This is a genomic window from Clostridium beijerinckii (assembly GCF_008705175.1).
GTDB lineage: Bacteria > Bacillota > Clostridia > Clostridiales > Clostridiaceae > Clostridium > Clostridium beijerinckii.
The window spans coordinates 1297987-1311588 of the sequence record NZ_CP043998.1; the positions used below are offsets into that span (position 1 = coordinate 1297987).

At 30.9% G+C, this 13602-nt stretch carries 12 protein-coding genes and 1 pseudogene; 12 read left to right on the forward strand and 1 reads right to left on the reverse strand.

The window, feature by feature from the left end; translation table 11 throughout:
* Positions 1-138: 138 nt before the first annotated feature.
* The 5 genes and pseudogenes from F3K33_RS05890 to F3K33_RS05910 form a co-directional block, all read left to right on the forward strand.
* Entirely contained in the window at positions 139-366 is a 228-nt protein-coding gene (locus F3K33_RS05890) for an acyl carrier protein (RefSeq protein ID WP_017210807.1), read from the forward strand.
* 178 nt (positions 367-544) lie between these two features.
* A complete protein-coding gene (locus F3K33_RS05895; RefSeq protein WP_039771223.1) occupies positions 545-1066 on the forward strand; it encodes a VanZ family protein in 522 nt (173 codons plus the stop codon).
* A gap of 311 nt (positions 1067-1377) precedes the next feature.
* Positions 1378-2256, forward strand: coding sequence for a UTP--glucose-1-phosphate uridylyltransferase GalU (gene galU, locus F3K33_RS05900; RefSeq protein ID WP_039771221.1), 879 nt, complete (start codon positions 1378-1380; stop codon positions 2254-2256).
* A gap of 39 nt (positions 2257-2295) precedes the next feature.
* Positions 2296-4275: an ABC transporter ATP-binding protein/permease gene (locus F3K33_RS05905; protein ID WP_154862456.1), complete on the forward strand. Its 1980-nt coding sequence runs from the start codon at positions 2296-2298 to the stop codon at positions 4273-4275.
* A gap of 227 nt (positions 4276-4502) precedes the next feature.
* Positions 4503-4889: pseudogene (locus F3K33_RS05910) on the forward strand (ABC transporter permease); the annotation flags it as partial.
* A 298-nt stretch (positions 4890-5187) separates the two neighbouring features.
* On the opposite strand, the gene F3K33_RS05915 reads toward F3K33_RS05910, so the two are convergent.
* Complete coding sequence (locus tag F3K33_RS05915) at positions 5188-6147, reverse strand: PspC-like choline-binding domain-containing protein (RefSeq protein WP_039773933.1); 960 nt, start codon at positions 6145-6147, stop codon at positions 5188-5190.
* A gap of 339 nt (positions 6148-6486) precedes the next feature.
* Here F3K33_RS05915 and F3K33_RS05920 point away from each other — a divergent pair, with 339 nt between their 5' ends.
* The 7 genes from F3K33_RS05920 to nifU all read left to right on the forward strand — a co-directional run bounded on the left by F3K33_RS05920 (position 6487) and on the right by nifU (position 13594).
* Positions 6487-7137: a DUF2059 domain-containing protein gene (locus F3K33_RS05920; protein ID WP_039773934.1), complete on the forward strand. Its 651-nt coding sequence runs from the start codon at positions 6487-6489 to the stop codon at positions 7135-7137.
* Positions 7138-8454 carry a hypothetical protein gene (locus F3K33_RS05925; protein WP_039773935.1) on the forward strand — a complete coding sequence of 439 codons (1317 nt, stop codon included), beginning with the start codon at positions 7138-7140 and terminating at the stop codon, positions 8452-8454.
* 99 nt (positions 8455-8553) lie between these two features.
* The gene (locus F3K33_RS05930; protein ID WP_039773936.1) at positions 8554-9573 is read left to right on the forward strand and encodes a cell wall-binding repeat-containing protein; all 1020 of its coding nucleotides are present in this window, start codon (positions 8554-8556) and stop codon (positions 9571-9573) included.
* Between the two features lie 578 nt (positions 9574-10151).
* Entirely contained in the window at positions 10152-11396 is a 1245-nt protein-coding gene (locus F3K33_RS05935; RefSeq protein WP_077868349.1) for a replication-associated recombination protein A, read from the forward strand.
* A 122-nt stretch (positions 11397-11518) separates the two neighbouring features.
* Positions 11519-11971: an RrF2 family transcriptional regulator gene (locus F3K33_RS05940; RefSeq protein ID WP_039772335.1), complete on the forward strand. Its 453-nt coding sequence runs from the start codon at positions 11519-11521 to the stop codon at positions 11969-11971.
* A gap of 2 nt (positions 11972-11973) precedes the next feature.
* Positions 11974-13155, forward strand: coding sequence for a cysteine desulfurase NifS (gene nifS / locus F3K33_RS05945; protein WP_039772333.1), 1182 nt, complete (start codon positions 11974-11976; stop codon positions 13153-13155).
* Position 13156: 1 nt separating this feature from the next.
* Positions 13157-13594, forward strand: coding sequence for a Fe-S cluster assembly scaffold protein NifU (gene nifU / locus F3K33_RS05950; protein ID WP_011968440.1), 438 nt, complete (start codon positions 13157-13159; stop codon positions 13592-13594).
* Positions 13595-13602 lie beyond the last annotated feature (8 nt).

Genomic DNA, 13602 nt, shown 5'->3' on the forward strand with positions numbered 1-13602 from the left:
CTTTAACAACTCATTTTCAAATGTTTTCTACACAAATATATTTATAATTTCTAGTGAAGATATGAACTTAAAGTTTTAGTGAATTTACAAATATGTTTATATAATAAGTGAAATCATACAATGAAGGAGAGATATATTATGGAGAAGTTAATTGAATTATTACAAGGTGTTAGAGATGATGTTGATTTTGGGACATGTACAACTTTAGTTGATGAAGGTATTTTGGATTCGTTTGATATTGTTGAAATTGTTAATGTAATTGATGATGAATATGATATCGAAGTTCCTGCAATTGAAATAATTCCTGAAAATTTTAACAGTGCAGAAGCAATTTTTAACTTGATACAACGTCTTTTAGAGGAATAGATTTTATTATAAGTTAGATGGCGAGATTGAAAATTATAATTATATAAAGTTACTGCACTAAATTATGTTTAGTGCAACTTTTGTTTTAAGCAAGTGATATATGGGGTATAATATAAGATAACTATTAACAGTATTGAAATGAAATTCACAAATGGTCTAATTAAAAAGAGGTGGTCACTTGAAAAAAATCGTTATACTTTTATGTTTGTTCTGGATGGGATTTATATTTTATATGTCAGGAAATAACGGAACAATTTCTCATGAACAAAGCACTAAGGTGGTTAATATAATTGAAAATGCTCAAAGAAATCAAGAAAAATCACAAGCTGAAAATAAAGATAAGGCAGTAAGCAGTAGTGATAGTTCCCAAGTAAATAAGAATAGCATTAATGTTAAGCAGGAAGAAGCAAGTAATTTAGATCATATAGTAAGGAAAAATGCACATGCATTTATGTATATGGTACTAGCAATTCTAGTTTGCGGTGCACTTTTTTCTTATAATAAAAGCGGAAAAGGTATGATAATTTACATATTGTTTATTTGTTTATTTTATGCTGTAACTGATGAGTTTCATCAATCTTTTATACCAGGAAGGACTTCATTAGTTAGTGATATTTTAGTTGATTTTATGGGAGCAATGATTGGATTAGGCTTATTTTATCTTTCCTATTATAAAATTTATAAAAGGAAAAGGTCATAAGGAAAAAAGTACGTAGTTAAAAAATTACGTACTTTTTTCTTTAATATATACGTTGCAAAAATAATTCTTCATTATAATTCTAAAAATATTGCAAGAATTTTGGCTGAAATTATGAATTGTGAAATGTTCATTTGAATTGCAACATATATATTTCTTATTTTTATAACTTATTAGCTTAAGGATGATTTTGATTTCTCTTTACTTCAGCAGCTGTTAAAATAATTTCACAATACAATAAAATTTCATGTTATACTATAAATAGGATATAATTGACAAAAAAAGATAAGATGACTAATATGGGGGACATAATCATGAGTAAAAAAATAAAAAAAGCGATAATTCCTGCGGCAGGATTGGGCACAAGGTTTCTTCCAGCAACTAAAGCAAAATCTAAGGAAATGCTACCTATAGTAGATAAACCTGCAATTCAGTATATTGTAGAAGAAGCAATAGCTTCTGGAATTGAAGAAATTCTTATTATAACTGGAAGGCATAAAACATGCATTGAAAATCATTTTGATAAGTCAGTGGAACTTGAAGCAGAACTAGCTAAAAATAATAAGGACGATTTATTAAAGATAGTCAGGGATATATCAGGTATGGCAAATATTCACTACATAAGACAGAAGGAACCAAAAGGGTTAGGACATGCTATTTATTGTGCTAGGGCATTTGTAGGAAATGAACCTTTTGCAGTATTGCTTGGAGATGATATTGTTTATACAAATGAATACCAAAAGCCTTGTTTGAAACAGCTTATAGATTGTTATGGTGAATACAAAACAAGTATATTGGGAGTGCAAGCAGTAGAACCAGAGCATGTATCAAGGTATGGAATAGTTAATGGAATAAAAATTGAGGATAGAGTTTCTAAGGTTAAGGGGTTAGTGGAAAAGCCAAATATTAAAGATGCTTTATCTAATACTGCAATTCTTGGAAGGTACATAATAACACCACAGATATTTGAGGTATTAAGCAGAATTAAACCTGGAAAAGGTAATGAAATACAGCTTACAGATGCATTATTAGAATTGCTTAAAGAAGAAGCAATTTATTCATATAACTTTGAAGGAACAAGATATGATGTAGGAGATAAGCTTGGATACTTAAAAGCTACAGTAGAATACGCACTAAGGAATTCAGAACTTAGAGATGGATTTACTGATTATTTAAAGAGTATAGTTATTTAAGTTTTGAAATTTAAGTTGAATTAATTAAAGAGGAAAATAATGAGTATATTAAGTTTGAAAAATATTAGCAAATATTATAAAGTAAAAAGTAATGAAAAAATTTATGTGCTAAAAGATATTAATTTATCTTTTGATAAAAAAGAATTAGTAGCGATTATAGGAGAATCGGGTAGTGGTAAGTCTACATTAATGAATTTAATAGGTGGATTGGATTCTAAATATAATGGAGAATTATTTGTAAACGGAGAGAATATTAAAAAGTTTAAGAAAAGAGAGCTCGATGAGTATAGAAAAAATAGGATTGGATTTGTCTTTCAAAGCTTTAATCTAATACCTCATTTATCCATTTTAAACAATGTAGCAATAGCTATGACGCTATCTAATGTAAAGAAAAAAGAAAGAGTTAAACGTGCAAAAGAATTGTTAATAGAACTTGGGTTAAAAGATCATATAAATAAGAAGCCAAACCAGTTATCAGGTGGGCAGAAACAGAGGGTAGCTATTGCAAGAGCATTAGTGAATGATCCTGAAATAATTATTGCAGACGAACCTACAGGAAGTCTAGACTCAAAGACATCAATGCAAGTTCTAGAAATAATGAAGAGTATAGCTAAAGCTGGTAAACTTGTGATTATGGTTACTCATTCTGAGAAAGTAGCATCTTGCTGCAGCAGAGTAATTAAAATAGCTGATGGCAGTATAAATGAGGATAATAAATCCTTTGAATTGGAAGCTGCTGTTGGCGATGAGAAGAACTATGAAGGAAGCAGATACATCAGAAAAAGAGGGAAAAGTTTAAATTCATTTAATGCAATAAAGCTGGCACTTACTAATATGAAGGAAAAGGCAATAAGAAATATATTTATTTCTATAGGCTCAAGTATAGGAATAATGAGTCTTATCTTGATGCTGGCTTTTGGAAATGGAATTAAGGCTTATTTTAATAGAACTATGAATAGTTATGTTAATCCTCTAGTAATAGAGGTAAACATGCCTAGTGATGATTCTGAAACAGTTGATTTAGATATTGCAACCATACAGAAGCCTGACATTAATAAACAAACTCCATTTAAAGAAGAAGACATAAAAAAGCTATCAGAAATAGAAAATGTATCTTCTATAGAAAAGGGGTTTAATGAAATATCTCTAGGAGCAGATTCTTTAAGTTATAATGGAAAAGGAAGTAATGTCATGAGGCTTTCAACCATATCCTCAAATATAACAGAATCAAATCTTAAGGAAGGAACGTTACCTAAAGATGGGGAGATACTAATAAACAAAACTATAAGTGATAAAGTTGGAGAAGACGTTATTGGTAAAAAGGTGACTTTGAGCATTTTAGTAAATCAAAAGGTATTAAAAAAAGAATTTATTGTAAGCGGAATTTACACTACAGCCGGTGGAGATTTAACTTCAATTATGAAGTCTGTCTTTTTAAACTATTCAGATTTAGAAAACTGGTATTCAGAGAATAAATATGAATTAAAGTCTAATGTAATGTATTTAAATACACCTAGTGAAAAATATACTGATGGAATAAAAGAAAAGGTTAAGGAACTTGGATATTCAGGATCTTCACAAGAGCAAATGTTAAATATGTTTAATTCTATGATAAGCATTTTAACTTATGTATTATCAGGAATTTCAGCAGTATCTTTGGTAGTATCTGCAATTATGATTGTAGTGATTATGTATATTAGTGTTGTAGAACGAACTAAGGAAATAGGAATAATTAAAGCCATAGGGGGACGTCGGAAGGATATAAGAAAGATTTTTGTTTTAGAAGCGTTCTTAATCGGCTGCTTTAGCGGGATTATTGGACTTGTCTTTGCATATGCATTAATGACAGGTATAAATATCAAGTCAATTAAATTATTTGGCATCAATTTAGTTTTGATAAAGAAGTCATATGCTGCTTTTGGATTAACATTAAGTATTGTTATAAGCGTTCTGGCTGGATTATTGCCAGCTAATAAAGCTGCAAGATTAGATCCGGTAGAATCTTTAAGAAGAGAATAATTAATAGTTAATATATGTTGTAAAAATAATTCTTCATAATAATTCTAAAAATATTGCAAGAATTTTAGCCGTAATTGTGAATTGTGAAATGTGAATTATAAATTGAGCATTGTGCATTGAAACATATATATAAAATAAACCTTTGGATGTTACATTATCCAAAGGTTTATTTTTACTGTATATTTTAGCGCTCAGAAAACCATCTTCTAAATGGAACTCATGATTATGTTAAAGGAATTTCAGCAGTATCTTTGGTAGTATCTGCAATTATGATTGTAGTGATTATGTATATTAGTGTTGTAGAACGAACTAAGGAAATAGGAATAATTAAAGCCATAGGGGGACGTCGGAAGGATATAAGAAAGATTTTTGTTTTAGAAGCGTTCTTAATCGGCTGCTTTAGCGGGATTATTGGACTTGTCTTTGCATATGCATTAATGACAGGTATAAATATCAAGTCAATTAAATTATTTGGCATCAATTTAGTTTTGATAAAGAAGTCATATGCTGCTTTTGGATTAACATTAAGTATTGTTATAAGCGTTCTGGCTGGATTATTGCCAGCTAATAAAGCTGCAAGATTAGATCCGGTAGAATCTTTAAGAAGAGAATAATTAATAGTTAATATATGTTGTAAAAATAATTCTTCATAATAATTCTAAAAATATTGCAAGAATTTTAGCCGTAATTGTGAATTGTGAAATGTGAATTATAAATTGAGCATTGTGCATTGAAACATATATATAAAATAAACCTTTGGATGTTACATTATCCAAAGGTTTATTTTTACTGTATATTTTAGCGCTCAGAAAACCATCTTCTAAATGGAACTCATGATTATGTTAAATGCTTGTACATAAATAAGCACCTATTTTTTTGATTAAAAGCTAAACGCAAAAATAACAAGTTTTATTATTGCAATTCAAAAAGAGCACCTTTTACTGAAACATATTTTGTATCATCTTCGGTAATATACATATCTGCAGAATAGCTACTATAAGATATGTGGAGGCGTTTAACAGTACTGCCGCTAACTGAAATCTTCCATTTTGATTTGAATTCAGAAGCTGTCATTGAGCTTTCTTTAATAGTAGGATTAATAGTTGTTACGCCAAGAACAGGAAGTGTAGCAGTAATACCATCTTTAGAGATTGTAAATTGTTCACCGACATATGATTCTATAGAGTCATTGTTACTACCTTTATAAACAAGATCGCCAACGGTCCAAGTCCCATATAAGTATTCATATGAAGAGTCAGTGTCATCATTTTTTGATCCAGAGCTACTGCCTCCTGAACCACCTGATCCTCCTGATGAAGAAGTTGTTGTATTAGTAGTACTTTGATTTGCTGTAGAGGTTGTTACTTTTTCGCCATTTTGACCAAAAGTATAACTTACACCGTTAATAGTTACAGTTCCTGTTTTCATTGATCCAGAGTCACTTAAATAGTAAGTTTTACCGTTTAATTCAAGTAATCCAGTCTTCATATCTCCAGATGAATTTAGGTAATACCAAGCTCCGTTGTTTAAAAGCCAGCCAGTTTGCATATCTCCAGATGGATTAGTATAATACCATTTACCGCCATCGCTAATCCAGCCAGTTTTCATTTCGCCAGATGATGCTAGGTAATACCATTTACCGCCATCATTAACCCAGCCAGTTTTCATTACGGAATTTGAATCGAAGAAATACCAATTTCCATTTATTGATTTCCAACCGGATACCGCAGCATCTCCGTCGCTGTAGCTCCAACTACTATTATCAGCTTGTCTCCAAGCAGCTGATGCTTTTGTAGGAAGCACAACAGTAGCAGTAGCTACAAGTGTTATTGCAGCTACAAAAACTAAGTTTTTTAGTTTGAAATTTTTCATTTTAACACTCCTCATAATACTTGATTAGTTATGCTCAAAATTCACAATAGTCTGTTTGAGGTTATTGCATATGTATAACTATGTGAAGTTTGAAATATACATATATATAATTTACCATTTAAATATGTAAATTTCAAATTATTATAAATGATGGAAGGTTAATTAATATCTAGAATAAGAAAATTGAAAAAAATAGTAATTTTTAAATGAAAAACTATTCATATAAGTGGATATCATGGAAAAAATATTGTAATTAGCCCATAAATGATATATTATAGAATATGTATACTGTTATATGGAAGAGAATATAGTTAAAATATTGAAAGGGGAAAAATAAGAATGAAAATGAAAAAATTATTATCAATGGGAGCACTTGGATTAGTAGTAGCTACATCCACTTCAATAGGGGCATTTGCAGCAGAAAGGCCTAGCGATGAAACAGTAAAAGATGATATGAAAACTTTATTTAAAAGTAATACTAGCCCATTAACTTATAATGTTAATAAAAACACAAAGATTGCTAGCGTTATCGATTTGACTGAATTTAAAAAAGTGGTTGACGAGTATAAAGGAGCAGAAGACTACAGCAAATTAAATGATGCATTAGATTTAATTGAAGACGATGATACACTTGTTACAGTTGGATTAAAAATGTTTGACAAATTTAGTGAAGCTGAGCTTGATGAGATAATATCAGAAGTTAATAAGGTGGCAGATAGATTAAAAGAAATTGAAAATGGTACTAACACAGATAATGTTAATAGAATCGATTTTCAAAATGATATGAAAAAAGTGATAAAAAATACTAATGGCCTTAAGCTAGTTTTTGGGAAAAATAAAGATGGAAAAGCTACTGCATCTGTTATGCAAGGATACCAAATAATTCTTCAGCTTAATTCAGGAAATGTGTATACACTTAACGATTTCGTTAATGACAATACTGGCAATTTAGCTGATTATGCACACAAGATTAAGGAAGCTCTAAAATAGATGAAAAACAGTTCTATAAAAAATGTTGTTCTTGAGATATTATTAATGGCTAGTATCATGCTTGCTGTTTTATCTGTGTTTTTTAAATATGTGTTGCTTAATGAAGCTACTTATTTAAATATTTTTAATGAAAGTGGAACTTATAGAGAACTTAAAGATTATATTTATGAAAAAATAGATAAGGTCTTAAGCTCTAAGGGGATTAACATTGACATAAAAGAATCTATAATAACAGAAGATGATGTGAAAAAGGAAGCTGATAATGTAGTTCACGAATTGTTAGAATATCTAAAAACTGGTGAAAATAATGTTAAGCCTATGGATACATCTATATATAAGCAAAGAGTATCTGATATGCTAGATTCTATTATGGATAATATGATTAAGCCAACTAGTAGTGATTTATCTTTCAATGATAAGTTCCAGATTGAAAACATGGGATATACTAAAAGTATATCACAAGTTAATGGGATAAGTTATATTAAGCCAGCATTGAAAGATGGACAAGGCAATATAAAAGTAGAACAACTAATGAGCAAAAGTGAAGCAGAAGCTAAGGTGAAGGAAATACTAAGGCAAAAAGGATTAACTGAAGAAGAAGCAATTGAAAAGGCAACAAAAAAAGGTATAACCGAAGAACAGGCCTTAAAGATGTTAAAAGATTATGGAATAACAATTGATGATTATGAATCAGGAGAAAGTAATTCTTCTACTGAACCTGAAAATTCTAATGACGATGTTACAAAATCACAAGATAGTAATAATCAAAGGTCTAAGGAAGAAGCATCATCAAGTTTAAATAATGAAGGACAAAATGCCGCAAATAATATACAAGATGGTAAAAATCCTAAAAGTAAATTAGATAGTATTAAGGGTAAGCTGGGAGATGAAGCAAGTAAAAGTATTGATAAAGAAGTTGAAAAGATGAATTTTAATAAGATTATCGAATCAAATAAGGTTCATAAGTTAGCACTAATAACTTCAACAATTTATAAATTATTTTGGTTATTCATAATAATGCCTATAATTATTATAGGTATATTAATAAAAGTAAATGCTAATGGTTTAGATTCTAGTTTAAAATACATAGGAACTGCATTTTTCATTGCAGGATTAATTTTAGTTATAGTATCTTCCAGTATTTATCATTTGAAAATTTATGAAAATATCAATGCTATTCCGGTTTATTTAAAAGATACTGTCTATAATATAGCTGGTTATAGTCTAGTAGGCTTGGTAAAATATGGAGCTACAGCACTTGCTACAGGGATCTTGTTGTTTATTCCTGGTGTTTGGAAAAGAGTCCTAAATAAGTAATTATAGGAATTGCCTAAAGCTAAGGGAGTTCAAGAAAGTAACATTTTATAAAAAATAAGATAATTAGAGAAGCAGTATTATTAAGGAGGGTATATAATAATGAAAAGTTTAAAGTTAAAGAAGTTGGTTGCAGTTGCATTAGTTGGATTAACTGTAGCAGCATTATCTCCAATTGGAGCATCAGCAGAATGGAAGCAAGATTCGAATGGATGGTGGAATACAGAAGGAAATTCATATTCTACAGGGTGGAGATCAATAAATGGAAATTGGTATTATTTTGATTCAACAGGATATATGAAAACAGGCTGGGCAAATGACGGTGGTACATGGTACTATATGCAACCATCAGGCGAAATGAAAACAGGTTGGATAAATGATGGAGCTACTTGGTATTATGCAGACCCATCAGGAGCAATGAAAACAGGCTGGGTAAATGATAGCGGTACATGGTATTATTTACAATCATCAGGAGCAATGAAGACAGGTTGGATAAATGACGGAGGCGCATGGTATTTTGCATCAGCATCAGGAGCAATGCAAACAGGTGTAGTTGAAGTTAATGGAAAAGTATATTATCTTGCACCAAATGGAGCAATGGCAACAGGTAATGTTACAATTAACGGAGCTGTTTATACTTTTGCAGCAAGCGGAGAAGCTACAGGAGACAAGATACCAACTCCAACTGTAGCATTTTCAGGAAATGGAGCAAAAGTAACTCCAAGTACAACAGGAGGAAATACGGGATCAACTGGTAGCAATGGTTCATCAGGTGGTGGTGGATCAAATCATAGTAGTGGTGGTTCAACAACAACATTCCAAGGGGATATTAATAGCAAGTATGCAGATTATGCAAAGGTTACTATTAATAAAAATGCTTCAGATGCAAAGGCCACTTTCACAGTTAGCTTTAATAAAGCTGCTGATAGTACAACTGGTGGGGATAAAGATTATGTTACACAAGATATATTAGTTACTAATGCAAATGGAACAGATGAAGGAATAGAATATAATAATGGTGAGTATACTGCTCCACTAGGTTCAATAGTATATTCTACTGCTCGTGTGTATAGAGATGGACAAGTAGGATACGTGACTACAAAACAAACAATAACTAAATAATATATAATATATATTTAAAATAAAATATATATAACTATGATGTAGAAGCAAAGCAGCGAGAATTTTAAATTCTTACTGCTTTCTTATTTTTTTATATCTGCTATAATATTACTTGTCGCTATTTTTATTTCTAGCGAAGAGAAATATTGGGGAAAGTGTTACTTTATATAAAATAAAGTTTATTATATATATTGCAAAAATAAATCTTCGTCATAATTCTAAAGATATTGTGAGAATTTTAGACGTAATTGTGAAGTGTGCATTGTGAATTGCAACATATATAAGTTAAGAGGCATTAAAGAAAAAGAGAAGTCCAAAACTAACAAAAAGATTTTGGGTTAAGCATAAGTAATATGGCAGTGGGAGTGGATTTACTAGGATATGTATATCTGCTGCTAAATAGAATGTCAAATTAGTCTTTCAGATTTTTATCCAAAGGATTAAAAAGTCAGATTTATAAAAAACATCTGACTCAGTAGTCGCGTGAGATTTTACTTTGAGAGCGAGTAATTAAAGTTAGATTTATTATTATTTTGGATTACGTCTTAAAACGATAATTGCAGAAAGGAGTGGAAAAGGTGAGACCATTAGCTGATTTGATGAGACCTAATAAATTAGAAGATTTTGTAGGTCAGCAGCATATATTAGGGCAAGGAAAGCCATTATATAACTTGATAGCTGGAAAAAACATATGTAATTGCATATTTTACGGACCACCAGGAACGGGAAAAACAACTTTAGCGAATATAATGGCTAATTATGTAGATAAGAAATTTTATAAATTAAATGCAACAGTTGCATCGGTTAAGGATATTCAGGACATAACTAATAATATAGATAGCTTATTAAATTATAATGGAGTTGTTTTATATATTGATGAACTTCAACATTTTAACAAAAAGCAGCAGCAGGCATTGTTAGAATTTATAGAAGATGGAAGAATAACTTTGATTGCAAGTACAACTGAAAATCCATATTTTGTTATACACAAAGCTATAATAAGCAGATGTAATATATTCTCTTTTAAGCCTCTAACTACAGGTGACATAATAGTTGGTCTTAAGAGGTCTATACAAAAGCTTATAGATGAAGGGATAGAAATAGAATATTCAGATGAGGCGCTGGAGTATATTGGAGAAATCTCTCAAGGTGATTATAGAAAGGCTTATAATATTTTAGAGCTGGCTGTAAACTCTCAGGTTAAGCAGGTTAGAGTTATTTCGAGCGAATATATTGAAAGTCTAGGCCAATCAAGTATGCGGGCTGATTCTAGTGGAGATGAATTTTATAATTTATTAAGTGCTCTTCAAAAAAGTATAAGGGGCAGTGACCCTAATGCAGCAGTACACTATCTAGCTAGATTGATTAAAGGAGGAAATCTAACTGCTATAATTAGAAGAATATCTGTTATTGCAGCAGAAGACATTGGTCTTGCATTTCCAAATGCATTATCTGTTGTTAATTCTGGAATAGAACTTTCATTAAAAGTTGGACTTCCGGAGGCAAGAATAATTCTTTCAGAAATAGTTGTATATTTAGCAACGCTTCCTAAATCTAATAGTGCATACTTAGCTATAGATTCTGCTATGAGTGATCTAGAAAACATTAACTTTGGAGATGTTCCAATGCATTTAAAGGATGCTCATTACTCTGGAGCAGCAAACCTTGGTGTTGGTGGCTATAAATATCCTCATGATTATCCTAATCATTATGTAAAACAGAGTTATTTACCGCAAGAACTGCTTGGAAAGATTTATTATAATGAACAAAATAATAAATATGAAGAGAGTTTGAGGAAATACTGGGCAGAAATAAAAAAATAATAGCAATTATCGTTTGACAAAAGCCGAGTATTTTGGTAAGATATAAGCGAATTTAATATATCTTTTATAATACTAGAAAAACAAAGAAATATCAACAAAAAACGAAAAGGGGTGAAGAAATAATGAAACTTTCAACTAAAGGAAGATATGGAGTTAGAGCTATGGTTGACTTAGCATCTAATTATGGTGGTGCCCCCGTTTCAATAAAAACTATATCAAAGAGAGAAAATCTTTCGGAATACTATTTAGAACAGTTATTTAGCCCGCTTAGACGTGCTAATATGATTAGAAGTATAAGAGGTGCTCAAGGTGGATATGTTCTATGTAAACCGCCAAAAGACATAACGGTTGGCGATATTATGACTATTCTTGAAGGGCCAGTTGAGATAGCAGATTGTATTGATGGTGTTGAGTGCGATAGCTCGGATTGCTGTGCAACCAAAGCAGTTTGGGAGAAGATTAAAAGAAGCATAGACGATGTTATGAACTCAATTACATTACAAGATATACTTGATGATTATGAGACAATTAAAAACAATAAGAATAATATTAAGATAGTGGATAGGAGTGAATGATTATGAAGAACGTATATATGGATTATTCAGCTACAACTTATGTAAAGCCAGAAGTATTAGAAGAAATGCTTCCTTATTTTACTGAAAAGTTTGGTAACCCATCTTCATTTTATGGAATATCAAGAGAAACAAAAAGAGCTATAGATAAGGCAAGAGAACAGATAGCAGAGGCGTTAAACTGTTTACCTGATGAAGTGTATTTTACAGGTGGCGGATCAGAGGCTGATAACTGGGCTATAAAAGGTATTGCATCAGCTCATAAGAATAAAGGAAACCATATAATAACAACTAAGATTGAGCATCATGCAGTTCTTCATACTTGTGAATACTTAGAGAAGAATGGCTTTGATGTTACATATTTAGATGTTGATGAAGAAGGTTTCATAAATTTAGATGACTTAAGAAATGCTATAACTGATAAGACAATTTTAGTAAGTATTATGTTTGCTAATAATGAAATAGGAACAATTCAACCTATAAAAGAAATTGGAGAAATCTGTAGAGAAAAGAAAGTTTTCTTCCATACAGATGCAGTTCAGGCTGTTGGAAATGTTCCTGTTGATGTTAAAGAAATGAATATAGATATGTTATCACTTGCAGGTCATAAGATTTATGGACCAAAAGGTATTGGAGTTCTTTATATAAAGAAGGGAATTAAAATTGATAATTTAATTCACGGTGGAGCTCAAGAAAAGAATAGAAGAGCAGGTACAGAAAATATTGCTTCTATCGTTGGACTTGGTAAAGCTCTTGAACTTGCTACTAATAATTTAGAAGAGCATATGAAAAGATTAACTGCGTTAAGAGAAAAATTAATAGCTGGTTTACTTGAAGTTCCATACACTAAATTAAATGGACCAAGAGGAGATAAGAGACTTCCTGGAAATGTTAATGTATGTTTTAGATTTATTGAAGGTGAATCGATTTTATTATCATTAGATTTTAAAGGGGTTTGTGCATCAAGCGGTAGTGCTTGTACTTCAGGTTCTTTAGATCCATCACATGTATTACTTGCAATCGGGCTTCCTCATGAAATTGCTCACGGATCATTAAGACTTAGTATGGGTGAAGGTTCAACAGAAGAAGATGTAGATTATGTTCTTGAAGTTGTACCACCAATTATTGAAAGATTAAGAAATATGTCACCATTATGGGATGACTTTTTAAAGAAAGGGGAAAATTAATATGATATACAGTGAAAAAGTAATGGAACATTTCCAAAATCCAAGAAACGTTGGAGAAATAGTAGATGCAAATGGTGTAGGTGAAGTTGGAAACGCTAAGTGTGGAGACATAATGAAAATCTACTTAAAAGTTGAAGATAATATCATTAAAGATGTTAAATTTAAGACTTTTGGATGTGGATCAGCTATTGCTTCATCATCAATGGCTACAGAATTAATTAAAGGGAAAACATTAGATGAAGCTTGGGAATTAACTAACAAAGCAGTTGCAGAAGCTTTAGATGGTCTTCCACCAGTAAAAATGCATTGTTCAGTTCTTGCAGAAGAAGCAATTCATAAAGCTATAAATGATTACAGAGCAAAAAATGGATTAGAAGTAATACCTATGGAAGAACATAGTGATGAAGATCTACATGCTGCTGTACATGGAGAAGAGTAATAGGTGAA

Coding starts and splice junctions, on each gene's coding strand:
- F3K33_RS05890 (WP_017210807.1), top strand. CDS start 139: ATGGAGAAGTTAATTGAATTATTACAAGGTGTTAGAGATGATGTTGAT.
- galU (WP_039771221.1), top strand. CDS start 1,378: ATGAGTAAAAAAATAAAAAAAGCGATAATTCCTGCGGCAGGATTGGGC.
- F3K33_RS05905 (WP_154862456.1), top strand. CDS start 2,296: ATGAGTATATTAAGTTTGAAAAATATTAGCAAATATTATAAAGTAAAA.
- F3K33_RS05915 (WP_039773933.1), bottom strand. CDS start 6,147: ATGAAAAATTTCAAACTAAAAAACTTAGTTTTTGTAGCTGCAATAACA.
- F3K33_RS05920 (WP_039773934.1), top strand. CDS start 6,487: ATGAAAATGAAAAAATTATTATCAATGGGAGCACTTGGATTAGTAGTA.
- F3K33_RS05925 (WP_039773935.1), top strand. CDS start 7,138: ATGAAAAACAGTTCTATAAAAAATGTTGTTCTTGAGATATTATTAATG.
- F3K33_RS05930 (WP_039773936.1), top strand. CDS start 8,554: ATGAAAAGTTTAAAGTTAAAGAAGTTGGTTGCAGTTGCATTAGTTGGA.
- F3K33_RS05940 (WP_039772335.1), top strand. CDS start 11,519: ATGAAACTTTCAACTAAAGGAAGATATGGAGTTAGAGCTATGGTTGAC.
- nifS (WP_039772333.1), top strand. CDS start 11,974: ATGAAGAACGTATATATGGATTATTCAGCTACAACTTATGTAAAGCCA.
- nifU (WP_011968440.1), top strand. CDS start 13,157: ATGATATACAGTGAAAAAGTAATGGAACATTTCCAAAATCCAAGAAAC.